The following is a 22,026-nucleotide window of genomic DNA, read 5'->3' as shown; positions in this document are numbered from 1 at the left end:
CGGGGGGGTAGCCGGAGCGGGGGTGTGGTCTTGTCGTGTCGTTTCTTGCACCCCCCCGGGGGGGGGGCGGGGGGCGCCCCGACCCCGGGGAGGAGAGTCCGGTCAGCGGGTGAAGGCGGTCTCCAGCAGGGCGCTGAGCTCCTGGTCGTGCCGGCCCTTCGTACCGGCCGAGGTGGCAGCCAGCGCGGGACGTGAGACCAGGCGCACCTCGCGGTCCAGCGTCGGCACGAGGTTCAACGCCATGAACGGCCACGGGCCCTGGTTGGCCGGCTCGTCCTGCACCCAGAGGACCTCGGCGTCCGGGTAGGCGGCGAGGGCCTCCTTCACCTCCTGCTCGGGCAGGGGGTAGAGCTGCTCCACACGGACGATCGCCGTGGCGGTGTCCTCCGTCTTGTCGCGGTGGGCCAGCAGGTCATAGTAGAGGCGCCCGGAGACCAGCAGCACGCGCGTGACGTCCTCGGGCTTCACCCCGGCGTCCGGGATGACCGGCTGGAAGGCGCCCTGCGTGAAGTCCTCTACCGCGCTCACGGCGGCCTTCAGGCGCAGCAGCTGCTTGGGGGTGAACACCACCAGCGGCTTGCGGGGGCGGGCGTAGGCCTGCTCGCGCAGCAGGTGGAAGTGGTTGGCCCCCGTGGAGGGGTTCACCACGCGCATGTTGTCCTCGGCGCACAGCTGCAGGAACCGCTCGATGCGGGCCGAGGAGTGGTCCGGGCCCTGGCCCTCGTAGCCGTGGGGGAGCAGGAGCACCACGGAGGAGCTCTGCGACCACTTCTGCTCGGCCGAGGAGATGAACTCGTCGATCACGGTCTGGGCGCCGTTGACGAAGTCGCCGAACTGGGCTTCCCACAGCACGAGGGCGTCCGAGCGCTCCACGGAGTAGCCGTACTCGAAGCCGAGTGCGGCGTACTCGGACAGCAGTGAGTTGTACACCCAGAACGGGGCCTGGTCCGGGCTGAGGTGGGCCAGGGGTGTCCAGGTCTCGTCGGTGAGGCGGTCGTGGAACACCGAGTGGCGCTGGGTGAAGGTGCCGCGCTGGGAGTCCTGGCCGGACAGGCGCACGGGCACGCCCTCCATCATGAGGGAGCCGAAGGCCGCGAGCTCGGCGAAGCCCCAGTCGATGCCGCCGTCCACGGCCATCTTGGCGCGGCGCTCCAGCAGGGCCTCGAGCTTGGGGTGCACCGTGAAGCCCTCCGGCACGGCCAGGTGGGCCTCGCCGATCGCGCGCAGCGTCTCGGGGGAGATCGCGGTGCCGTGCGTGGGGGCGGCGATGGCCTCGTCCCGGTCTGCGGCCGGTTCCAGCCCGACGCCGGCGGAGCTCTCCGCCTCGTGGGTCTCCGCGAAGGCGCGCTCGAGCTGCTGCTGATAGTCCTTCAGCGCGATGTCGGCCTCCTCCTGGGTGAGGTCGCCGCGTCCGACGAGGGACTCCACGTACAGCTTGCGCGTGGACCGCTTCTGCTCGATCAGGTTGTACATGCGCGGCTGGGTCATCGAGGGGTCGTCGCCCTCGTTGTGGCCCCGGCGGCGGTAGCAGATCAGGTCGATCACCACGTCCTTGTCGAACCGCTGGCGGTACTCGAAGGCGAGCTGGGCCACGTGCAGCACGGACTCGGGCTCGTCGCCGTTGACGTGGAAGATCGGCGCCTGGATGGTCTTGGCCACGTCCGTGGAGTACACGGAGGAGCGGGCCTGGGTGGGCGGGGTGGTGAAGCCCACCTGGTTGTTGACGATCACGTGGATGGTGCCGCCGGTGCGGTAGCCCTCCAGCTGGGAGAGCATCAGCACCTCGGTGACCACGCCCTGGCCTGCGAAGGCGGCGTCGCCGTGCACGAGGATCGGCAGCACGTCGAACGCGTCCGCGGCCTGGCCCTCGGCGGTGTGGCGGTCCTGCTTGGCGCGGGTGACGCCCTCGAGCACCGGGTTCACGGCCTCCAGGTGGGAGGGGTTCGCGGCCAGGTACACGCGGGTGCTCTCGCCGGAGTCGGACACGAAGGTGCCCTCGGTGCCCATGTGGTACTTGACGTCGCCGGAGCCGGAGGTGCCCCCGGGGGTGGCGCCCTCGAACTCGCGGAACACCTGGCCGTAGGTCTTGCCGGCGATGTTGGTGAGCACGTTCAGGCGGCCGCGGTGGGCCATGCCGATGGCGACCTCCTCGAGGCCGGCGTCGGCGGCGCCGGAGAGGATGCTGTCCAGCAGGGGGATCAGGGACTCGCCGCCCTCGAGGGAGAAGCGCTTCTGGCCAATGTACTTGGTCTGCAGGAACGTCTCGAAGGCTTCGGCTGCGTTGAGGCGGCCCAGGATCCGCAGCTGCTCCTCGCGGGTGGGCTTGTTGTAGGGGCGTTCGAGCTTCTCCTGGAACCATGCGCGCTCGGCGGGGTTCTGGATGTGCATGTACTCGACGCCGATCGTGCGGCAGTAGGCGTCCCGGAGCACCGCGAGGATGCTGCGCAGCGAGAGGGTGGACTGGCCGCCGAACCCGCCGGTGGGCCACTGGCGGTCCAGGTCCCACAGGGTGAGCCCGTGCTCGCGGATGTCGAGGTCCGGGTGGGAGCGCATCGTGTACTCGAGCGGGTCCACGTCCGCCAGCAGGTGGCCGCGGCCGCGGTAGGCGTGGATGAGCTGCTGGATGCGGGCGACCTTGCCGACCTGCTCTTCTGGGTTCACCTGCACGTCCTGCGCCCAGCGCACCGGCTCGTAGGGGATGCGCAGGTCGGTGAAGACCTGGTCGTAGAAGCCGTCCTCGCCCAGCAGGTAGCCGTGGACGAGCTTGAGGAACTCGCCGGAGGCGGCACCCTGGATCACGCGGTGGTCGTACGTGGAGGTCAGGGTGATGGTGCGGGAGATCGCCAGCTCGTTGAGCGTGGACTCCGCGGCGCCCTGGAAGGCGGCCGGGTAGGTGAGGGCGCCGACGCCGATGATGGCGGCCTGGCCCTGGGAGAGGCGCGGCACCGAGTGCACGGTGCCGATGCCGCCCGGGTTGGTCAGGGACACGGTGGTGCCGGCGTAGTCCTCCATGGTGAGCCTGTTCGCGCGGGCGCGCTTGACGAGGTCGTCGTAGGCCTGCCAGAAGCCGCGGAAGTCGAGGGTCTCAGCGGCCTTGACGTTCGGCACCACGAGGGAGCGGGTGCCGTCGGGCTTGGGCAGGTCGATGGCCAGGCCGAAGTTCACGTGGGCCGGTTCCACGAGGGTGGGCTTGCCGTCGCGCTCCTCGTAGAGCACGTTCATGGCCGGCATCGCCTTCAGGGCGCGGATCACGGCGTAGCCGATCAGGTGGGTGAAGGAGACCTTCCCGCCGCGGGTGCGGGACAGGTGGGAGTTGATCACGGCGCGGTTGTCCATGAGCAGCTTGGCGGGGACGTCGCGCACGGTGGTGGCCGTGGGCATGGACAGCGAGGCGTCCATGTTCGCGGCCACAGCCTTGGCCATGCCCTTCAGGGCGGTGGCCTTCTCCTCCTTCTTGGGGGAGTCCTGGGCGGACGACGCGCGGGCCGGCTCCGAGGGCAGGGCGGTGCGCCGACGCGTGCGGGCGGCCGGGGCGGAGACGTCCCTCGGTCCGGCGGCGGGCCGGTCGGTGGCCGCGGGCTCGGTGACCTTGTCGGAGGCGGTCGGGCCGGCGGTGGGGGAGGAGTCCGGTCTGGGTGCCTCGAGCCTGGCGAAGATCTGCCCCCACTGCTTGTCCACAGAGCCCTCGTCCTGGCGGTATCTGCGGTAGATCTCGGCGACGAGCTTCTCGTTCCCGGGGAACTCCTGGGAGAGCCGGTCGGGCGTGAGTTCTGGCACTGTAGACGCCTCTTCCTGAGCGTGGACAAGCGATGACGGGCGGATCCGCGCGGGGCGGACCGGTGCCTGCGGGGCGGGGCCCGCAGAGTGCTCCGCGTCGCAGAGCCATGGGATCTGGCCCACACGGCGGTGGAGCGCTCCGGTCATCATAGGCGCAGAATCCCGGGGAGGAGGAGGGTGGGCCGACGTCACGGCAGGAGTGTCTCCGCCGCCTCGGAGAGGCCGGTCTGCCAGACTGCCGTGCATGCGCTTCCTCACCCCTCCCAGCGTGGATCTCACCTACAACGACGTCTTCCTGGTGCCCTCCCGGTCGGAGGTGGGCAGCCGTCTCGAGGTGGACCTCACCCCGGACGACGGCACCGGCGCCACCGTTCCGCTCGTGGCCGCCAACATGACCGCCGTGTCCGGCCGGCGCATGGCCGAGACGATGGCCCGCCGCGGCGGGCTCGCGGTGCTGCCCCAGGACCTCTCAACGGAGGCGGTCGAGGACACTGTGGCCCGTGTGAAGCGCTCTGGAACCGTGGTGGAGGACGCCCTCACCCTCGCCCCCGAGGCCACCGTGCTTGAGGCGCTGCACCTGATGGACCGCCGCGCGCATGGGGCGGTGGCCGTCGTCGACGGCGAGCACGGCCTGCTGGGTCTGGTGCGGGCGGAGGACTGCCAGGACGTGGACCGGTTCGCCTCGGCCGGTTCCGTGATGCGCGAGCCTGTCCTCACCCTCACCCCCGAACAGCTGAGCGGACCCGAACAGCAGAGCGGGCCGGGCGGCATGGCGGATGACGCTGCGCTGCGCGAGGCCTACCTGGCGGCGACGGCGGCCGGGGCGGTGGCGGTGCCGGTGGTGCACGAACGCCCGAACGCCCCCGCCGGGGCCCGCCCCCGTCTGCTGGGCATGGTCACGCCCGCCGGGCTGGTGCGCTCCTCCGTGTTCGCCCCCGCCGTGGACGGGCAGGGGCGTCTGCGCGTGGCCGCAGCCCTGGGCATCAACGGGGACGTCGCCGGCACCGCCGCCACTCTGCTGGAGGCGGGGGTGGACGTGCTCGTGGTGGACACCGCCCACGGCCACCAGCGCACCATGCTCGCCGCACTCGAGGCGGTGCGCTCGCTGGGCCCGCAGGTGCCCGTCGTCGCCGGGAACGTGGTCTCGGCCGAGGGCGTGCGCGACCTCGTCGAGGCCGGTGCGGACATCGTGAAGGTGGGCGTGGGCCCGGGGGCCATGTGCACCACCCGGATGCAGACCGGCGTGGGCCGTCCGCAGTTCTCCGCCGTCCTCGAGTGCGCCGCCGCCGCCCGTGCGCTGGGCGCGCGGGTGTGGGCCGACGGCGGTGTCCGCCATCCGCGCGACGTCGCCTTGGCTTTGGCCGCCGGGGCCAGCTCCGTGATGGTCGGCTCCTGGTTCGCCGGCACCTTCGAATCCCCCGGGGACCTCGTGCATGAGGCCGACGGGCGCCTCTACAAGGAGAGCTTCGGCATGGCGTCCGGGCGGGCGGTGCGTGAGCGCACCCGCGCGCAGGACCCGTTCACGCGGGCCCGCAAGGCGATGTTCCAGGAGGGGATCTCCTCCTCCCGCATGTACCTGGACCCTCGCCGGCCCTCCGTGGAGGACCTGCTGGACGAGATCACCACGGGCCTGCGCTCCTCCCTGACCTACGCAGGCGCCAGGGACCTCGCGCAGTTCCGTGAGCGGGCCGTGGTGGGGCTGCAGTCCTCGGCTGGCTACGAGGAAGGACGTCCGCTGCCCTCCTCCTGGTGAGGGCCTCTGGGCGGGGCCTCTGCGTCCGTACGGTGGCGGCCCTGTCCGTATACTGACGGGACTATGGATCACCCTGACACAGCCGTGCCAGATCGCCCGTCCACGCCCGCGGACGCGGCCGGATCGGAGCCTTCCAGTCCTCGCCGTGTGACCGCGGCCCCCTCCGTCCCGGCCCGCGGGGGTGAGGCCCGGTGGAGTGGCTCCTGCTGATCGCCGGCCTGCTGCTCGTGTTCGGCACGGGCTTCTTCGTGGCCGTGGAGTTCTCGATGATCGCCATCGACGTCCCCGCCGTGCAGCGGATGGTCGACGACGGCGACCGCGGTGCCGAGCCCCTGCTGCGCTGCCTGAAGTCGCTGTCCACGCAGCTGTCCGCCTGCCAGCTCGGCATCACCCTGACCACGCTGCTGACCGGCTATGTGATGGACCCGGCGATCAGCCGCCTCGTCGACCCGCTGCTGCTGCAGGCCGGCGTCCCCGAGGCCGTGGCCGCCCCGGCCTCCTTGGTGGTGGCGATGACCCTGGCCACGCTGCTGTCCATGCTCATCGGCGAGCTCGTGCCCAAGAACCTCGCGATCGCGGAGCCGCTGAGCCTCGGGCGGCGCCTGGCCCGTCCGATGCTCGCCTTCAGCGCCGTGTTCAAGCCGGCCATCCTCGTGCTCAACGGCTTCTCCAACCGGATCCTGGCTCGCATGGGCCTCGAGGCCAAGGAGGAGATCTCCGGCGCCCGCAGCCCCGAGGAGCTCTCCTCTCTGGTGCGCCGCTCGGCCCAGCTGGGCACCCTCGACGTGCAGACCGCCACCTTCCTGGACCGGACCCTGCGCTTCGCCGAGCGGACCGCCGCTGATGTGATGACCCCGCGCATCCGGATGGAGACCGTGGGTGTGGAGGACCCCCTGCCGGAGGTGGTGGACCTGGCCCGCAGCACCGGCTTCTCCCGGTTCCCCGTGATCGGGGACTCCTCCGACGACGTCCGCGGCGTCGTCCACGTGAAGAAGGCGGTGGCCGTGCCCCGTGAGCGTCGTGAGGACCTCGTGGCCGGCTCCCTGATGACGGACGTGATCCGGGTGCCCGAGACCGTCCAGCTGGATCAGCTGCTGTCCGAGCTGCGTGAGGCCAGCCTGCAGATGGCGATCGTCGTGGACGAGTATGGCGGCACGGCCGGCGTCGTGACCCTGGAGGATGTCGTCGAGGAGATCGTCGGGGAGGTCTCGGACGAGCACGACCGCGTGACCCCCGGAGTGCTGCAGACCGCCTCCGGGCGCTGGTACTTCCCGGCCGACCTGCGGCCGGACGAAGCACAAGCGCAGATCCGCTCGCTCGAGGTCCCCGAGGACGGTGCCTACGAGACGATCGGCGGGTTCGTGATGGCCCGCCTCGGGCGGATCCCGGCCGTGGGGGACCAGGTCGGGCTCGACGGCGGCACCCTCACCGTGGAGCGGATGGACGGGCGTCGGGTGGAGCGGGTGCGCTTCGACCCGGCCGCCGAGGCTGGGGTGGAGGAGCGCGCATGAGCGAGGACGTCGTCGGACTGTTGTGGCTGGTGGTGCTGCTGGCCGCCAACGCCTTCTTCGTGGCGGGTGAGTTCGCCGTGATGGGCGCGCGGCGCTCGCAGATCGAGCCCCGGGCCGAGGCCGGTTCCCGGCCGGCGCGCACGGCCCTGTTCGCCATGGAGCACGTCTCCCAGATGCTGGCGGTGTGCCAGCTGGGCATCACGGTGGCCTCCCTGCTGATCCTCAACGTCTCCGAGCCGGCGCTGCACCACCTGTTGGTGGCCCCGATGGGGGCGCTGGGCGTGCCGGAGGCGGTGGGCGACGTCGTCGCGTTCGTCCTGGCCCTGCTCGTGGTGACGTTCCTGCACGTGACGCTGGGGGAGATGGTCCCCAAGAATGCGGCCGTGTCCTTCGCGGACCGTGCGGTGATGCTCCTGGCCGGGCCCCTGGTGTTCCTCTCGCGGGTGCTGCACCCGATCATCGTGGCGCTGAACTGGTGCGCGAATCTGGTGCTGCGGGCGTTCGGGGTGGAACCCAAGGATGAGGTGGCCTCCTCGTTCACCCTGGCCGAGGTGCAGTCGATCGTGGCGGAGTCCACCCGCTCGGGCACGCTCGAGGACGGCTCCGGCGTACTGCACTCGGCGCTCGAGTTCTCCGCGTACACCGCCGGGGACGTCATGGTGCCGCTGGAGAAGGTGGTCTCCGTTCCTGAAGACGTCACCCCGCAGCAGTTCGAGTGGACCGTGGGGCGGGTGGGGTACTCGCGGTTCGTGGTGGAGGACCCGCAGGGCGGGTTCTCCGGGTATCTGCACCTGAAGGACGTGCTGATGGTGGGTCCGAGCGGCTACGAGCAGCCGGTGCCGCTGACCCGGATCCGCTCGCTGGCGAACGTGCGTGTGGAGGATGAGGTGGAGGATGCGCTCGCGCTCATGCAGCGCACCGGCTCTCATCTGGCCCGTGTGATCACCCCGGAGGGGACGACGGCGGGCGTGCTGTTCCTGGAGGACGTGCTGGAGGAGCTCGTGGGCGAGATCCATGACGTCACGCAGAGCCCGCGCCGGCACCGTGCGGTGCAGGAGGCGCTGCCGCACCGGGCGGCTGCGGCCGTTGTGGATCTGCCGGATCGCTGAGGCGGCGGTGCTAAAGTGAGAACAGTTATCAACTAGCGATTCTCCGCCGTGCCGGCGGGGTGTCGCCAGCCCCCGACGAAAGGACCCGCCTGTGCGCCGCCGTCTGCTCCCGTCCGCTGTGACCGCCCTCGCCCTGAGCCTGGCCGTGGCCGGCTGCTCGCTCTCGGACGACACCCAGCAGGCTGACGGGCAGGCGGGCTCCGGGGACTCCTCCCAGGGGCCCGTGGTGGCTGTGGCGACCACCACCCAGCTCGGCTCGGTCCTGGACCGTGTGGCCGCCTGCGGCGGCGGCAGTGCGGTGACCGTGATGGGCCCGGGCGACGACCCGCACGACTACTCCGCCTCCTCCCAGCAGGTGGCGCAGATGGTCGACGCCGGCATCGTGTTCGCCAACGGCCTGGGCTTGGAGGGCGGCATGGGCGCAGCCTTGGGCGGTGCGGCCAGGGATGGCGCCGACGTCGTCGAGGTGGCCCCCCAGCTGGACCCGATGCCCTTCGGCCAGAGCACCCACGCCGGCGAGCACGGCCACGACCACGGCAGCGAGGACCCGCACGTGTGGATGGACGTGGCCCGCATGGCCCGCGCCGCCGAGGTGATGGGTGACTCCCTCGCCGAGCACCGCAACGAGCCCGGCTACGCCGAGTGCGGCCGCACCGTGCGCGGTGAGCTGGAGGAGACCGACGCCGAGGTGCGCCGGATCCTCTCCGAGGTCCCTGAGGACCGCCGCACCATCGCCACCGACCACGACGCCTACGGCTACTTCGCCGCCGCCTACGGCCTCGAGGTCTCCGGGACGGTCATCCCCGGCGGCTCCACCGACGCCGAGCCCTCCTCGCAGGAGCTCGCCGCCCTCACCTCCTCCCTGCGCCAGGACGGCACCGACGTGCTCGTGACCTCCGTGGGCCTGCCCTCCGGCCTCGTGGACACGGTGGCCGCCGAGGCCGGCGGCATGCCCGTGGTGCACCTGTATGAGTCCGGCGTCGGTCCGGCCGGCACGGCGGAGGCCGACTACGCGGACGCGATGCTCTTCAACGCCCGCACCCTGGCCGACGCCCTCAAGGGCTGAGCCGTGGACTGGCTGCTCGACCCCTTCCAGTTCGGCTTCCAGCAGCGCGCCCTCCTCGGGGGGATCGTGGCGGCCGCCCTGTGCGCCGTCGTGGGCACGTGGCTGGTGCTGCGCGGAATGAGCTTCTTCGGTGACGCGGTCGTCCACGGAGTGCTGCCGGGCATCGCCCTGGCTGTGGTGATCGGCGGGGACATCCACGTCGGGGCGGCGGTGGCCGCCCTGGTGATGATGGCCGGGGTGGGCCTGGTGCACCGCACCACCACCCTCAAGGAGGACACCGCCATCGGCCTGCTGTTCGTGGGCATGATGGCCCTGGGCGTGGTGATCATCTCTCTCTCGGACTCCTATACCGGCTCACTCACCGCGATCCTCTTCGGCGACGCCCTCGGTCTGACCGTGCCCGCCCTGACCCTGCAGGCCACGATCGCCGTCGCGGTGGGCCTGCTGGCGGCGCTGCTGCACCGCCCCCTGCTTGCGCTGAGCTTCTCCGAGGCCAAGGCCCAGGCCCTGGGGATGCGTCCGCGCCTGACCCATGCGCTGCTGCTGGTGATGATCGGTGCGGCCGTGATCGGCTCCTTCCAGGCCGTGGGCACGGTGCTCGTGTTCGGCCTGCTCGTCGGGCCGCCGGCCACCGCCGCCCTGGTCACCCGCACCGTGCCGCAGATGATGATGGTGGCGGTGCTGGTCGGCTCCCTCGGCGTGACCGCCGGTCTCGTGCTCAGCTACCACTGGGGCACGGCCGGTTCCGCGACCATGGCGCTCGTGCCCATCGTGCTGTTCTTCGTGGTGCTGCTCACCCGTGCCGCCGTGCTGGCCCTGGCCGGTCGCCGGGTGCGGCGCCGGGGCCCGGAGACCGCCGCTCCCGCCGTGGCTGCCCCCGCTGCTCCGGCGGGTTCGGCCGCCTCAGCCACCCCCGCCGTCGAGACCGAGAGGACCCAGCCGTGACCGCCTCCGACGCTCTGTCCCTGGTGGAGGCCCGCGGCCTCGAGCTGCGCCACGGCACGCATGTGGCGGTCACCGCCTCGGACCTGACCGTTCCCGCCGGGGTGCTCGTGGCCGTGATCGGCCCCAACGGCTCCGGCAAGTCGACCCTGCTGCAGGCCCTGGCCGGGGTCCTGCGTCCCTCCGACGGCACCCTCCGGGTGCTGGGGGAGCGGCCCGAGCGCCGCGCCCGCCGTACCGCGTTCGTGATGCAGACCCCCGCCCCGCCGCAGGGGGTGCCGATCACCGTGCGCGACGTCGTCACGATGGGCCGGTATGCCGCGCGCGGCTGGTTCGGGCGCCTGCGCGCAGCCGACCGGGCCGCCGTCGACGCCGCGATGGAGCGGATGGACGTGGTGCACCTCGCCCGCCGTCATCTGGACGAGCTCTCCGGCGGCCAGCGCCAGCGGGTGCATGTGGCCCAGGGCGTCGCCCAGGACCACGACGTGCTCATGCTGGACGAGCCCATGACGGGCCTGGACCTCGTCTCGGCGCGCACCATCGACCAGCTGCTCCACGAGGAGCCCGAGCGCGGGGTCTCCGTGGTCTTCACCACGCACGACCTCGATGAGGCTGCGGCGGCCGACCACGTGGTGCTGATGAGCGGGCGCGTGGTGGCCTCCGGGCCGCCCCGGCAGGTGCTCACGGACGCCCACCTGGAGGAGGCCTACGGCCGCGGCGCCCTGCACACGCCGACCGTCCCGTTCGTGGACGTCCCCGCCCACGACTGACCCCCGCCCATGGTCGAGGGGAAGGTCCTGATCGAGGCCGCACGGCACCTGCCGTGCGGCCTCGGTCAGCTCTCGGAACCGTCGGAGCCGGCGGAGTCGTCCGGGTCGGCGGCCTGGCAGTCCGCGCAGACACCGCTGATCTCCATCGTGTGCTCGGGGGCGGAGAAGCCGTGCTCGGCGGCGATGGCGGCCGCCCAGGCCTCGACGGGCGGGGCGGTGATCTCCACGGTGGACCAGCACCGCCGGCACACGAGGTGGTGGTGGTGCTCGTCCGCGGCGCAGCGCCGGTACACGGACTCGCCGTCGTCGCGGCGGATCACGTCCACCGCGCCCTCGTCCAGGCGCTGCTGCAGCACGCGGTACACGGTGGCGAGGGATACCTGCTCGCCGGCCTCGCGCAGGCGGGCGTGCAGCTCCTGGGCGCTCACGAAGTCCGTCAGCGCGTCCAGCGCGCGGTCCACCGCGGCCTTCTGGCGGGTGCTGCGGCCGCGCGGGCGGGGGGCCGGGGCGTCCGGGGTGCTCACAGGCGGCACTCCTTCGTCGGGGCGTGGCGGTGCCGGGCGGACGCCGGCGCTCCACCAGGCTACCAAGGGGCTGCTCCCCGCCGGCACGGCCCGGTGGAGTAGGGTGTGGCCCGTGCAAGCACAACCCCCGCAGACTGAGGAGGGCGTGCCGGTCCCGGACCCCGAGTCCGACGCCGGCCCCGACCCAGCCGCCGCTGAACCGCCGTCTCTGGTGACGGCCGAGGTCCTGGCCCGATGGCTGGGCCTCGACCCGGCGGCACCCGAGGCGCCCGTGCCCGAGGGCCCCGCCTACGACCGCCGCTCCGCCCCCGGGCGGGTGGTGGTGCTGGATGTGCGTTACCGGCCGGGCACCCGGCGGGCCGACGGTCATGACGACTACCTGCGCGGGCACATCCCCGGCGCCGTGTTCGTCTCCGTGGACGGCCAGCTCGCCGGCCACGCCGCCCCCCAGGAGGGCCGCCATCCGCTTCCGGACCCGGCGCGCTTCCAGGAGTCCGTGCGCCTGTGGGGCGTGGACGACGGCGACACCGTGGTGGTGTACGACGACGTCGCCGGGCTCGCCGCGGGCCGGGCCTGGTGGCTGCTGCGCCATGCGGGCGTGAACGATGCCCTGCTCCTGGACGGCGGCCTGAACGCCTGGCGCGGGGCCGGCCTGCCCCTGCAGCCGGGCGAGGTGATCCCGCGCCCGGGGTCCGCGCACCTGTCCTGGGGCCGGATGCCCGTGGTGGACACCGCCGGTGCCGAGGCGATCGCCTCCGGCGGGCTGCTGATCGACGCCCGCGCCGCCGAACGCTACCGCGGCGAGTCCGAACCCCTGGACCCGGTGGCCGGGCACATCCCCGGCGCGGTGAACCTGCCGGCCTCGGATGCCCTCACCGACGACGGCCGCTTCCGCCCGGTGCAGGAGCTCGCCGACCGCTTCGACGCGGTGGGCGTGGCCGACGACCTGCCCGTGGCCGTGTACTGCGGCTCCGGGGTGACGGCCGCCCACGAGGTCCTGGCCCTGGCGGTCGCCGGGCGGCACGGGGTGGCGCTGTACCCCGGCTCGTGGTCGTCTTGGGTGCAGGACCCCACCAACCCCGTGGCCACCGGGCCCGAGCCCGGAGGCTCCTGACCACCCACCCAGCTGAGGAGGACCCCCATGTCCAGTGTGTTCACCCGGATCATCGAGGGCGAGCTGCCCGCCCGCTTCGTGTGGCAGGACGAGCAGTGCGTCGCGTTCCTGTCCGCGGGCCCGCTCGCCACGGGCCACACCCTCGTGGTGCCCCGCGAGGAGGTCGACCAGTGGGTCGACGCCGAGCCGGACCTCGTGGCGCACCTGACGCGGGTGGCCCAGGCGATCGGCCGGGTGCAGGTGCGCGAGTTCGGCGCCCGCCGGGCCGGGCTCATGGTGGCCGGCTACGAGATCCCGCACCTGCACCTGCACGTGTGGCCCTCCGACTCCATGGCGGACTACGACATGGATCAGGTGGACGACTCCCCGGAGCCGGCCGAGATGGACCGGGCCGCCGCGAAGATCCGCGCGGGCCTGCGCGAGGACGGCCACAGCGCGCACGTGCCCGAGGACTGAGCCCGCAGCGCGGCCCCTGCAGGACAGCGCCCGCCCGGGCCGCTGGGCACAGGCCCGCGGCCCGGGCGGGCGTCCGTGTCAGCGGGCCGCGGCGGCGCGCTGCAGGGCCTGGCGCACCCGCTTCTCGGACACGGACACCGCCGTGCCCAGTTCCTGAGCGAACAGGGACACCCGCAGCTCCTCCAGCAGCCAGCGCACCTGCTCCAGATCCGCAGGGATCGGCGTGCCCGGAAAGCGTGTGCGGTGCGCGGCCACGGCCGCGTCGAACTCGTCCTCGAGGCGCTGCACCACGGCCATGGCCTGGCCATCGCGCTGGAGGTGACCGCCGGCGTCGAGCTTGTCCAGGCGGGCAGTCATGCCGGTCACATACCGGGGCAGGTGCTGCAGGCGCTCCCAGCCGGCGGCGGCCACAAAGCCGTCGAACACGAGCTGCTCCAGGTGGGCCTTGACATCCGACATCGCCGGGGCGGTGGCCAGCGAGACCGTACCCTTGAGCCGCCGACGCACCTGGGCCGCCCCGGCGAGCACCTGCGCCACCAGAGAGGTCACCGCGAACACCGTGTCGATCAGGTCGGCGCGCACGCGATCGTAGAGGGCACTGAAGGCGGCCTCGTCGAAGGGCAGGTCCGTGCCCACCAGGCGGTCCACTGCGGCGTGGGTGCTGTCCCTCACGAGCGAGTCCACGGAGCCGTGGGGGTTCTGAGTGAAGGTGAGCTTCTCCCGGTTGTCCAGATGGTCCATCACGTAGCGATGCGTGCTGGGCAGGGTGGCCAGCAGCAGCGCGATCACACCGGCCCGGTGCCAGGCGGCCTGGTCCTCCGCGGAACGGGCGACGACGAGCCCGGCCGCCGGGGCGCCATCCGCCGGGGTCTCGGGCACCAGGGCGGGGAAGCCGGTGATCGCCGGGCCACGGGCCCCGGCCTCGGTGGTGATCCGGCGCGGCACCGTGCCGATGGTCCACGCTGTCAGCCCGTGCTGCTCGCGGAAGCCGGTCCCCGCGCCTGCCGCCGGCCCCCCTGCCGTCGGCCTGGCCGGGCGAGACTGCCCGTCACGTCCGGCGTCTCCGCCACGTCCGGCGCCCCCGTCGCGTCCGGCCCCTCCGCGGCCCCTACGGCCGCCCCGGCTCGGACCGGGCCGGGCGGAGGAGGGGTCGTCCGTGCCGGCCAGCCGGGCGGCGATCGCCGAACGGTTCGCCTGGGCCAGCCGAGCCTGCAGCACCGGAAGGTCCTGCCCGGCGCCCATCACCGCGCCCCGCGCGTCGACCACGCGGTAGTCCATGCGCAGGTGGTCCGGCACAGCGTCCGTGCGCCACAGCTCCGGCTCCACCACCACACCGCGCACCCGCCGGGCAGCGGCCGAGAGCGCCGCGGGCAGGTCGTCCCGCAGCGGGTCGGCGTGCTCGTCCAGGTCCGCCACCAGCAGCCGCGCCACATCCGGGGCGGGCACCAGCTGACGCCGGACAGCCTTGGGCAGGGTCTTGATGAGCGCGGTCACCAGTTCCTGGCGCAGCCCGGGCACCAGCCACGCGAACGGGCCGGGCGCCACCTCGTGCAGCAGCAGCACCGGCACGGCCACCGTCACCCCGTCCGTGCCGGAGGCACCCGTGGGGTCGTACGTGTACTCGAGGTCCAGGTCCACATCACCGCCGGGCAGCGGGTAGTGGAACACCGTGGGGAAGGCGTCGGTGTCCAGCTGCTCGGCGTCCTCGGTGAGCAGCGCCTCGAGGTCCAGGTCCAGCAGATCCGGGGTCTCGTGGCGGGCCTTCTTCCACCAGGAGTCGAAGTGCCGCTCCGAGACCACGTTCGCCGGGATCCGTGCGTCGTAGAAGGCGAACAGGTCCTCGTCCCCGATCCGCAGATCCCGCCGGCGCAGGCGGGTCTCCAGCTCCTCGACCTCCTCGAGGGCCCTGCGGTTGCGGGCGAAGAACCGGTGCCGGGTGCGCCAGTCGCCCTCCACGAGGGCGTGCCGGATGAACAGCTCCCGGGACAGTTCCGGGTCGATCCGCCAGTACCGCACGGACCGCTCCGGCACGAGCGTCACCCCGAACAGGGTCACCTTCTCCATGGCGACGACGGACCCCGCCCGCCGCGACCAGTGCGGTTCGCTGTAGGAGCGGGTCACCAGATCCCCGGCGGCCTCCTCGACCCACTCCGGCTCCACCCGGGCCACCGTGCGGGCCCACAGCCGGGAGGTCTCCACGAGCTCGGCCGCCATCACCAGCGGGTGCCGCTTCTTGAACAGGGCGGAGCCGGGGAACACGGCGAACCGGGTGCCCCGGGCCCCCGCGTACTCGCGGCGGCGCTCGTCGTAGGCGCCCACATGGGAGAGCAGGCCCGTCAGCAGCGAGCGGTGCACGGCCTCGTGCCGACCCACCGGGTCCACTGGCCCGGCCGGCACCACCACGCCCACCTCCTTGGCCATCTGCTGCAGCTGCTGCACGAGATCCTGCCACTCGTGCACTCGCAGCCAGTTGATGTGCTCCCGGCGGCACAGCTTGCGGAACTGGGAGCCGGAGAGCTCCCGGCGCTGCTCGCGCAGGTACGCCCAGAGGTTCAGGAACGCGGTGAAGTCCGAGTTCTCATCCGAGAACCGGGCGTGCATCTCGTCCGCTGCGGCCCGCTGCTCGGTGGGGCGCTCGCGGGGGTCCTGCACGGTCAGGGCGGCGGCCAGCACCATGACCTCCCGGGTGCAGCCGCGCTCCCCGGCCTCGAGGATCATCCGGCCCAGGCGAGGGTCCACGGGGAGGCGGGCCAGGCGTCGGCCGATCGGGGTGATCGTGCCCGCCGCGGCCCCGCCGGAGCCCTTGGCCCGGCCGCGGCCGCCCGTGCGTGTCTGCCCCGCGTGGAGGGCACCGAGCTCGGTGAGGGTGGCGGCACCGTCGGACACCTGCCGGGAGTCCGGCGGCTGCACGAACGGGAAGTCCTGCACCTGGCGGGGCGTGTCGGCCACCCCGAGCGAGAGCATCTGCAGGATCACCGAGGCCAGTGAGGTCCGCAGGATCTCCGGGTCCGTGAACTCCGGGCGGGAGAGGAAGTCCTCCTCCGAGTACAGGCGGATCGCGATGCCCGGGGAGGTGCGCCCCGACCGGCCCGAGCGCTGGTTCGCGCTGGCCTGGGAGATCCGCTCGATGGGCAGGCGCTGCACCTTGGTGCGGTGCGAGTACCGGGAGATGCGGGCGGTGCCGGTGTCGATCACGTACTTGATGCCTGGCACGGTCAGGGACGTCTCGGCGACGTTCGTGGCCAGCACGATCCGCCGCCGCACCCCGGCGCCGGCCCGCCCGAACACGCGGTGCTGCTCGGCCATGGAGAGTCGGCCGTACAGGGGCAGCACCTCGGTGCCGGCCAGCCGGGGAGTCCCGGCCACCACCCCGGTCAGGTGGTCGGCGGCCTCACGGATCTCCCGCTCGCCGGGGAAGAACACGAGGATGTCCCCGGGGGCCTCCCCGGCCAGCTCCAGCACCGCCTCCCCGACGGCGTCGATCGGGTCCCGCGTCTCGGCGCGGTCGTCGGAGTCGTCCTCGGGGTCGTCGGGGGAGGGCTCGTCCGTGAGCGGCCGGTAGCGGATCTCCACCGGGTAGGTCCGCCCGGAGACCTCGATCACCGGTGCAGGGATCACGCGGGCGCCGTCGTCGGCCTCCACCGCGTCCTCGTGCTCCTCGCCCTCGGTGAGGGGGCGGCCGAAGTGCCGGGCGAAGCGTTCCGGGTCGATGGTCGCCGAGGTGATGATCACCTTCAGGTCCGGGCGCTGAGGCAGCAGGCGCTTGAGGTAGCCCAGGAGGAAGTCGATGTTTAGGCTGCGCTCGTGGGCCTCGTCCACGATGATCGCCGAGTAGCGCCGCAACAGCGGGTCGTGCGGGATCTCGGCCAGGAGGATGCCGTCCGTCATCACCTTCACGCGGGTGTCCCGGGAGGTCTGCGCGGTGAAGCGCACCTGGTAGCCCACGGTGCCGCCGATGTCCTCGCCCAGCTCCTCGGCGATGCGCTCGGCCACGGTGCGCGCGGCGAGCCGGCGCGGCTGCGTGTGACCCACCACCCCGTGCTCGCCCAGGCCCAGGGCCAGCAGCATCTTGGGCAGCTGGGTGGTCTTGCCCGAGCCGGTCTCACCGGCGACGACGACCACCTGGTGCTCGGCCACGGCCGCCATGATCTCCTCGCGGCGCTCGGCCACGGGCAGATGCTCCGGGAACGTGATGACGGGGGCGGGCGGGGCATCCACGGGCCGGGACGAGGAGGGCGGGGGAGTCTGGGTCATGACCCGCCCATCCTAGGGGCGGGGCCCGGGAGTGCCGAGGCCGGGGCCGGGACGACAGCCCTGAAACGACGATCATGTGAAGGGCGACACGATCGCATCGGACCGATTGGTCTGTCGGCAGGTCGCTGTGGAAACGTGGACACCTATGGACCAGAACACTGCCTTCCTGCTAGGGGCGATCGGGCTGTACTTCGTGGCGATGATCGCCATCGGCCTGTATGCCGCCCGAAAGAACAGCGACCTGGACGACTACATGCTCGCCGGGCGCGACATGAAGCCCTCCGTCGCGGCCCTGTCCGCCGGCGCCTCGGACATGTCCGGCTGGCTGCTGATGGGCCTGCCCGGCGCCATCTACGCCGCTGGCCTCGTGGAGGCATGGATGGCCGTGGGCCTGACCGTGGGTGCCTGGATCAACTGGAAGGTGGTGGCCCCCCGCCTGCGCGCGTACACCGAGGTGGCCGGGGACTCGATCACCATCCCCTCCTTCCTGGAGAACCGCTTCCGTGACGGCACGCACCTGCTGCGCATCGTGGCCGGCGTCCTGATCCTCGTGTTCTTCACCTTCTACGTCTCCTCCGGCATGGTGGCCGGCGGCAAGTTCGTGGAGTCCACCTTCGGCCCCGACTCGCTCTACGCGCAGGGCCTGACCGTCAACTACCTCACGGGCATGCTCGTGGTGGCCGGCATCACCGTGCTCTACACCCTGTTCGGTGGATTCCTCGGGGCCTCCCTCACCGACGTCGCCCAGGGCCTGCTCATGTTCGCGGCCCTGCTGACCGTGCCGGTGGGCGTGATCGTCACCATGGGCGGCTGGGACGCCGTCGTGGATGGGATCCGCATGGCCGATGCCGCCGCGGGCGGCCAGGTGGACCACTTCTCCCTGTTCCGGAACGCCACCCTGATCGGTGTGCTCTCCTCCCTGGCCTGGGGCCTGGGCTACTTCGGACAGCCGCACATCATCGTGCGCTTCATGGCGCTGCGGACCCCCGCGGACGCGACGCCGGCCCGCCGCGTGGGCATCAGCTGGATGGCGCTGTCCATGTTCGGCGCCGTGATGGTGGCCCTCGTGGGCATCGCCTACTTCCAGGCGAACCCCGGCACCGACCTCGCGGACCCCGAGACCGTGTTCCTCGTGCTCGCCTCCATCCTGTTCCACCCGTTCGTGGCCGGGCTCGTGCTGGCCGCCGTGCTCGCGGCCATCATGTCCACCCTCTCCTCGCAGCTGATCGTCTGCTCCTCCGCCCTGGTGGAGGACCTCTCCATGCTCCGCGGCCGCAAGGGCTCGCCCGCCCTCATGCTGTGGCTCGGCCGCATCGGCGTGCTCGTGGTGGCCCTGATCGCCGGGGTGATGGCCCTGAACCCGGACTCCTCCGTGCTCCAGCTCGTCTCCTTCGCCTGGGCCGGGTTCGGCGCGGCCTTCGGCCCCGTGATCCTGCTGGCCCTGTACTGGGAGAAGTTCACCTCGTGGGGTGCCATGGCTGCCATGGTGGTCGGTGCCGCCGTCGCCTGGCTCTGGTCCGAGGCCTCCGCGGACACCTGGGCGTGGTTCGGCCTGTACGAGCTGCTGCCCGGCTTCCTGGCCGCGCTGATCGCCGGTGTGGGGGTGTCCCTGGCTACCTCCCGCCCCGTCCCCGTGCAGCAGGAGATCGAGGCCGAGTACGCCCAGGCCGAGGCCATGGCCGCTGGCCGGGCCCCGGCGGACCCGGCCCGTCCGGTGGCCGGTGCGGCCTCCAGCCCGGCGCGCTGAGGCCAGCCTGGCGTGCTGAGCCCAGGGGCTCGGCCCCGGACAGCAGAGGGCCCTGACCGGACGAGCCGGTCGGGGCCCTCACTGCTCCCTGGTGCGGGATCAGGCCTTGTCGGCCACCACGAACACGCGGCGGTTGGCGAACTCGTCGATGCCCAGCGGGCCGAGCTCACGGCCGAAGCCGGAGCGCTTCACGCCGCCGAACGGCACCGGGGCCGCCATCACCTTGTTGACGTTCACGTGGGCCATGCCCACGTGCAGACGGTCGGCGACCTGCTTGGCCTCGGCCACGTCCGTGGAGAACACGGCGCTGCCCAGACCGAACTCGGAGTCGTTGGCCAGGGCCACGGCCTCGTCAGCGGAGTTCACCTTGTAGACCACGGACACCAGGCCGAACAGCTCCTCGCGGTACACGCGGTGCTCGGGGGTGACGTCGGTGATCACGGCGGGGGAGACGTAGAAGCCGCCACCGTGGGGGCCGCCCACGCGCTCGCCGCCGATGCGCACGTTGGCGCCGTCCTCGCGAGCTGCGGCCACCTGGGCGGCCAGCTCGTCGGCGGCGTCCTCGGAGGACAGCGGGCCGTAGACGTTCTTCTCGCCGGAGGCCGGGTCCGCGGCCTTCAGCTCGGAGGTGGCCTTGACCAGCTCGTCCACGAACTCGTCGTAGATGTCCGCCATGACGATCATGCGCTTGTTGGAGTTGCAGGCCTGGCCCCAGTTCTGCAGGCGGGTGGCCAGCGCGTCGCGGGCGGCCTGGCGGGGGTCCTCCGTGGAGAGCACGATGTACGGGTCGGACCCGCCCAGCTCCAGCACGCACTTCTTCAGGTGGCGGCCGGCCTGCTCGCCGATGGTCTCGCCGGCGCGCTCGGAGCCGGTCAGGGAGACGCCCTGGATGCGCGGGTCGGCGATGATCTGGGCGATCTGGCCGTGGGTGCAGAACAGGTTCTTGTAGGCGCCCTCGGGCAGGCCGGCCTCGAGGAGGATGTCCTCGATCAGCTGCGCGCACTGCGGGTTGATCTTGGCGTGCTTGAGCACCATGGTGTTGCCCAGCACCAGGTTCGGGGCCGCGAAGCGGGCCACCTGATAGAAGGGGTAGTTCCAGGGCATGACGCCCAGCAGCGGGCCCACGGGCAGCTTCTGGACGACGGCCTCCTGGCCGGTGAAGTCGGTGAGGGGCTCCTCGGCGAGGAGCTTCTCGGCGTTGTCCGCGTAGTACGCGAAGATGCGCGAGCTGAACTCGGCCTCGCCGATCGCCTCGGGCAGGGACTTGCCCATCTCCTCGGTGATGGTGGCGCCGATCTGCTCGGAGCGCTCGTCCATCAGCTCGGCGATGCGGCGCACGACGGCGACGCGCTCGGCCAGCGGGGTCACGGACCAGGACTCATAGGTCTGCTGGACGGCGTCGAGAGCCTCGGCGATCTGCTCGTCGGTGTGGAACTCGAAGGTCTTCACCAGCTCGCCGGTGGCGGGGTTCACGGTGCGGTACTGCGTCTCGGCCATGGTCATGGCTCCTTTCGTTCGGGGGCCGTCATGCACCACAGCGGATCGGCGACGACGGCGACCTCCGCACAAGGTACCGTGCTTCGGCCGCAAACTGGACCTTGGCCTTCTCCTGCGACCTTGTGCTACGGCCCCGGCGGCCGGCACGCTCTGCGCGCCGACCGCCCAGGTCAGGTGCCGGTGGGTCTCAGTCCACTGCGGTGGCGGCGTTGCGTCGCCGCACGGCCCGCCGCTCGAACAGCCAGGTGGCCAGGAGCATGAGGATGATCACAAGCCCCGCGTACCCGAGCACCGGGTACACGACGCCGATCAGGTCGGAGAAGCCCACAGAGGACAGCAGGGTGGCCCCGGCCGCGGTGGCGACGGCGATCGCCCCGGCCGGCACGGGGTGCAGCGGGGCGAGGGCCCCGAGGCGGGCGACGCCCCCGTAGAGGCAGGAGACCGCCGTCGTGAACTGGGCCATCAGCAGGACCGCCGTGTACACGACCGCCGCCCACGCGCCGATCGTCCCGGCGAGCTCGACCATGGGCAGGTCCGCCCGTCCGATCAGCTGGGCGTGGGCGGTCATCGCGGCCATGATCGCCCCGGCCATGACCACCAGCCCGCCGGCGCCGAGTGCCGCACCGGTGGCGAGGGTGCGCGGCGAGGAGCTGCTCTCCTGGCCGATGGGGGCGAGCACCGCGTAGGCGAGCTGCACGTTGAAGGCCACGTAGAGCAGCCCGGAGACCCACCAGTGGTCGATCATCGGCGAGGAGTTCACCAGGGAGGCGACGTCGTCGACCGCCGGGCCCGGATTCAGCAGGCCCCAGGCGGCCACGGCCACGGCGACCACGATGATCATCGGCACGATCACGCCCTGCACCCTCACCAGGCCGGAGATGCCGGCCAGCACGGACACCACGCACGCCGCGGCCATGAGCGCGGCGCCCAGCAGCGGTGGCCATCCCAGTGCGGAGTGCAGGGCCGTGCCGGCCCCGGCCAGCATGATCACCAGGGTGCCGAGTAGGGAGGCGGTGATGCACACGTCCGCGAACACCGTGGGGATGCGCGAGGTGGTGGGGTTCACGATCCGGTGGATGTCCGTGGTCCGCAGGCGCTGGGCCAGGCGCAGCACGATCACGCAGAGCAGGAAGAACAGGGTGCCGGCGATCAGCAGCGCCCCCGTGCCCCCGAGCGGGCCGAAGCTGACGAAGTACTGCAGGATCTCCTGCCCCGAGGCGTAGCCGGCGCCGATGGTGGTGCCGATGAACGTCGCGGCGATGCCGAACGCGGAGGTCGGGCGCAGGCCGCCGCCCGGGGACGCGTCGTCGGGGTGGGTGGAGGGGTCGGCTGGTCGAGAGCTCATGGCTCACCACGGTATCGCCCTGGTCGGCGCCCCATCCTGCCCTCCGCAGGCCACAGATCCCGGGTCACGGGTCACAGGCCCCGGGGACGACGACGGCCGGCACCCCCGCGGCGGGCCGGCCGGCCCCGGGGTGCCCCCCGCAGGATTCGAACCAGCGGCCA

14 protein-coding genes are annotated in these 22,026 nt (G+C 72.4%); 9 read left to right on the top strand and 5 right to left on the bottom strand.

The window, feature by feature from the left end; translation table 11 throughout:
- Positions 1 to 102: 102 nt before the first annotated feature.
- Positions 103 to 3,777, bottom strand: coding sequence for a multifunctional oxoglutarate decarboxylase/oxoglutarate dehydrogenase thiamine pyrophosphate-binding subunit/dihydrolipoyllysine-residue succinyltransferase subunit (locus tag SPI96_RS07165; RefSeq protein ID WP_321081684.1), 3,675 nt, complete (start codon positions 3,775 to 3,777; stop codon positions 103 to 105).
- Between the two features lie 244 nt (positions 3,778 to 4,021).
- Here SPI96_RS07165 and SPI96_RS07160 point away from each other — a divergent pair, with 244 nt between their 5' ends.
- From SPI96_RS07160 to SPI96_RS07135, 6 genes are all read left to right on the top strand, one after another.
- Complete coding sequence (locus tag SPI96_RS07160) at positions 4,022 to 5,530, top strand: GuaB1 family IMP dehydrogenase-related protein (protein ID WP_321081683.1); 1,509 nt, start codon at positions 4,022 to 4,024, stop codon at positions 5,528 to 5,530.
- Positions 5,531 to 5,721: 191 nt separating this feature from the next.
- Positions 5,722 to 7,041 (top strand): hemolysin family protein, encoded by a 1,320-nt coding sequence (locus tag SPI96_RS07155; RefSeq protein WP_321081682.1) that lies wholly within the window; start codon positions 5,722 to 5,724, stop codon positions 7,039 to 7,041.
- Positions 7,038 to 8,150: a hemolysin family protein gene (locus SPI96_RS07150; RefSeq protein WP_321081681.1), complete on the top strand. Its 1,113-nt coding sequence runs from the start codon at positions 7,038 to 7,040 to the stop codon at positions 8,148 to 8,150. The genes SPI96_RS07155 and SPI96_RS07150 overlap by 4 nt, the downstream gene beginning before the upstream one ends.
- Positions 8,151 to 8,241: 91 nt before the next feature.
- The gene (locus SPI96_RS07145; protein ID WP_321081680.1) at positions 8,242 to 9,216 is read left to right on the top strand and encodes a metal ABC transporter substrate-binding protein; all 975 of its coding nucleotides are present in this window, start codon (positions 8,242 to 8,244) and stop codon (positions 9,214 to 9,216) included.
- A gap of 3 nt (positions 9,217 to 9,219) precedes the next feature.
- Positions 9,220 to 10,161, top strand: coding sequence for a zinc ABC transporter permease AztB (aztB, locus tag SPI96_RS07140; protein ID WP_321081679.1), 942 nt, complete (start codon positions 9,220 to 9,222; stop codon positions 10,159 to 10,161).
- A complete protein-coding gene (locus SPI96_RS07135; protein ID WP_321081678.1) occupies positions 10,158 to 10,928 on the top strand; it encodes an ABC transporter ATP-binding protein in 771 nt (256 codons plus the stop codon). Before aztB ends, SPI96_RS07135 begins: the two co-directional genes overlap by 4 nt.
- A gap of 65 nt (positions 10,929 to 10,993) precedes the next feature.
- Here the strand turns inward: SPI96_RS07135 and SPI96_RS07130 are convergent, their stop codons facing one another.
- Entirely contained in the window at positions 10,994 to 11,452 is a 459-nt protein-coding gene (locus tag SPI96_RS07130) for a Fur family transcriptional regulator (protein ID WP_321081677.1), read from the bottom strand.
- 145 nt (positions 11,453 to 11,597) lie between these two features.
- Between SPI96_RS07130 and SPI96_RS07125 the strand changes: the two genes are divergently transcribed.
- Both SPI96_RS07125 and SPI96_RS07120 read left to right on the top strand, forming a co-directional pair.
- A complete protein-coding gene (locus SPI96_RS07125) occupies positions 11,598 to 12,566 on the top strand; it encodes a sulfurtransferase (protein ID WP_414601926.1) in 969 nt (322 codons plus the stop codon).
- Positions 12,567 to 12,593: 27 nt separating this feature from the next.
- A complete protein-coding gene (locus SPI96_RS07120; protein WP_321081675.1) occupies positions 12,594 to 13,022 on the top strand; it encodes an HIT family protein in 429 nt (142 codons plus the stop codon).
- A 78-nt stretch (positions 13,023 to 13,100) separates the two neighbouring features.
- Here SPI96_RS07120 and hrpA read toward each other — a convergent pair whose 3' ends face one another.
- On the bottom strand, positions 13,101 to 17,276 hold the full coding sequence (gene hrpA / locus SPI96_RS07115; RefSeq protein ID WP_321081674.1) for an ATP-dependent RNA helicase HrpA: 4,176 nt from the start codon (positions 17,274 to 17,276) through the stop codon (positions 13,101 to 13,103).
- A gap of 145 nt (positions 17,277 to 17,421) precedes the next feature.
- On the opposite strand from hrpA, the gene putP reads away from it, so the two are divergent.
- Positions 17,422 to 19,023, top strand: coding sequence for a sodium/proline symporter PutP (putP, locus tag SPI96_RS07110; protein ID WP_321081673.1), 1,602 nt, complete (start codon positions 17,422 to 17,424; stop codon positions 19,021 to 19,023).
- 99 nt (positions 19,024 to 19,122) lie between these two features.
- Here the strand turns inward: putP and SPI96_RS07105 are convergent, their stop codons facing one another.
- Both SPI96_RS07105 and SPI96_RS07100 read right to left on the bottom strand, forming a co-directional pair.
- The gene (locus SPI96_RS07105; protein WP_321081672.1) at positions 19,123 to 20,520 is read right to left on the bottom strand and encodes an NAD-dependent succinate-semialdehyde dehydrogenase; all 1,398 of its coding nucleotides are present in this window, start codon (positions 20,518 to 20,520) and stop codon (positions 19,123 to 19,125) included.
- Positions 20,521 to 20,707: 187 nt separating this feature from the next.
- Positions 20,708 to 21,865: a hypothetical protein gene (locus SPI96_RS07100; RefSeq protein ID WP_321081671.1), complete on the bottom strand. Its 1,158-nt coding sequence runs from the start codon at positions 21,863 to 21,865 to the stop codon at positions 20,708 to 20,710.
- Positions 21,866 to 22,026 lie beyond the last annotated feature (161 nt).

Origin of the sequence: Micrococcus sp. (genome assembly GCF_034179925.1) — a bacterium.
Lineage (GTDB): Bacteria > Actinomycetota > Actinomycetes > Actinomycetales > Micrococcaceae > Micrococcus.
The sequence above is the reverse complement of the archived record's forward strand: the minus strand, read 5'-3'. Positions and strand labels throughout refer to the sequence as shown.

What these genes read in the sequence shown, in the direction of transcription:
- SPI96_RS07160 (WP_321081683.1), top strand. Translation starts at nt 4,022, where the DNA reads ATGCGCTTCCTCACCCCTCCCAGCGTGGATCTCACCTACAACGACGTC.
- SPI96_RS07150 (WP_321081681.1), top strand. Translation starts at nt 7,038, where the DNA reads ATGAGCGAGGACGTCGTCGGACTGTTGTGGCTGGTGGTGCTGCTGGCC.
- SPI96_RS07120 (WP_321081675.1), top strand. Translation starts at nt 12,594, where the DNA reads ATGTCCAGTGTGTTCACCCGGATCATCGAGGGCGAGCTGCCCGCCCGC.
- hrpA (WP_321081674.1), bottom strand. Translation starts at nt 17,276, where the DNA reads ATGACCCAGACTCCCCCGCCCTCCTCGTCCCGGCCCGTGGATGCCCCG.
- putP (WP_321081673.1), top strand. Translation starts at nt 17,422, where the DNA reads ATGGACCAGAACACTGCCTTCCTGCTAGGGGCGATCGGGCTGTACTTC.
- SPI96_RS07105 (WP_321081672.1), bottom strand. Translation starts at nt 20,520, where the DNA reads ATGGCCGAGACGCAGTACCGCACCGTGAACCCCGCCACCGGCGAGCTG.
- SPI96_RS07100 (WP_321081671.1), bottom strand. Translation starts at nt 21,865, where the DNA reads ATGAGCTCTCGACCAGCCGACCCCTCCACCCACCCCGACGACGCGTCC.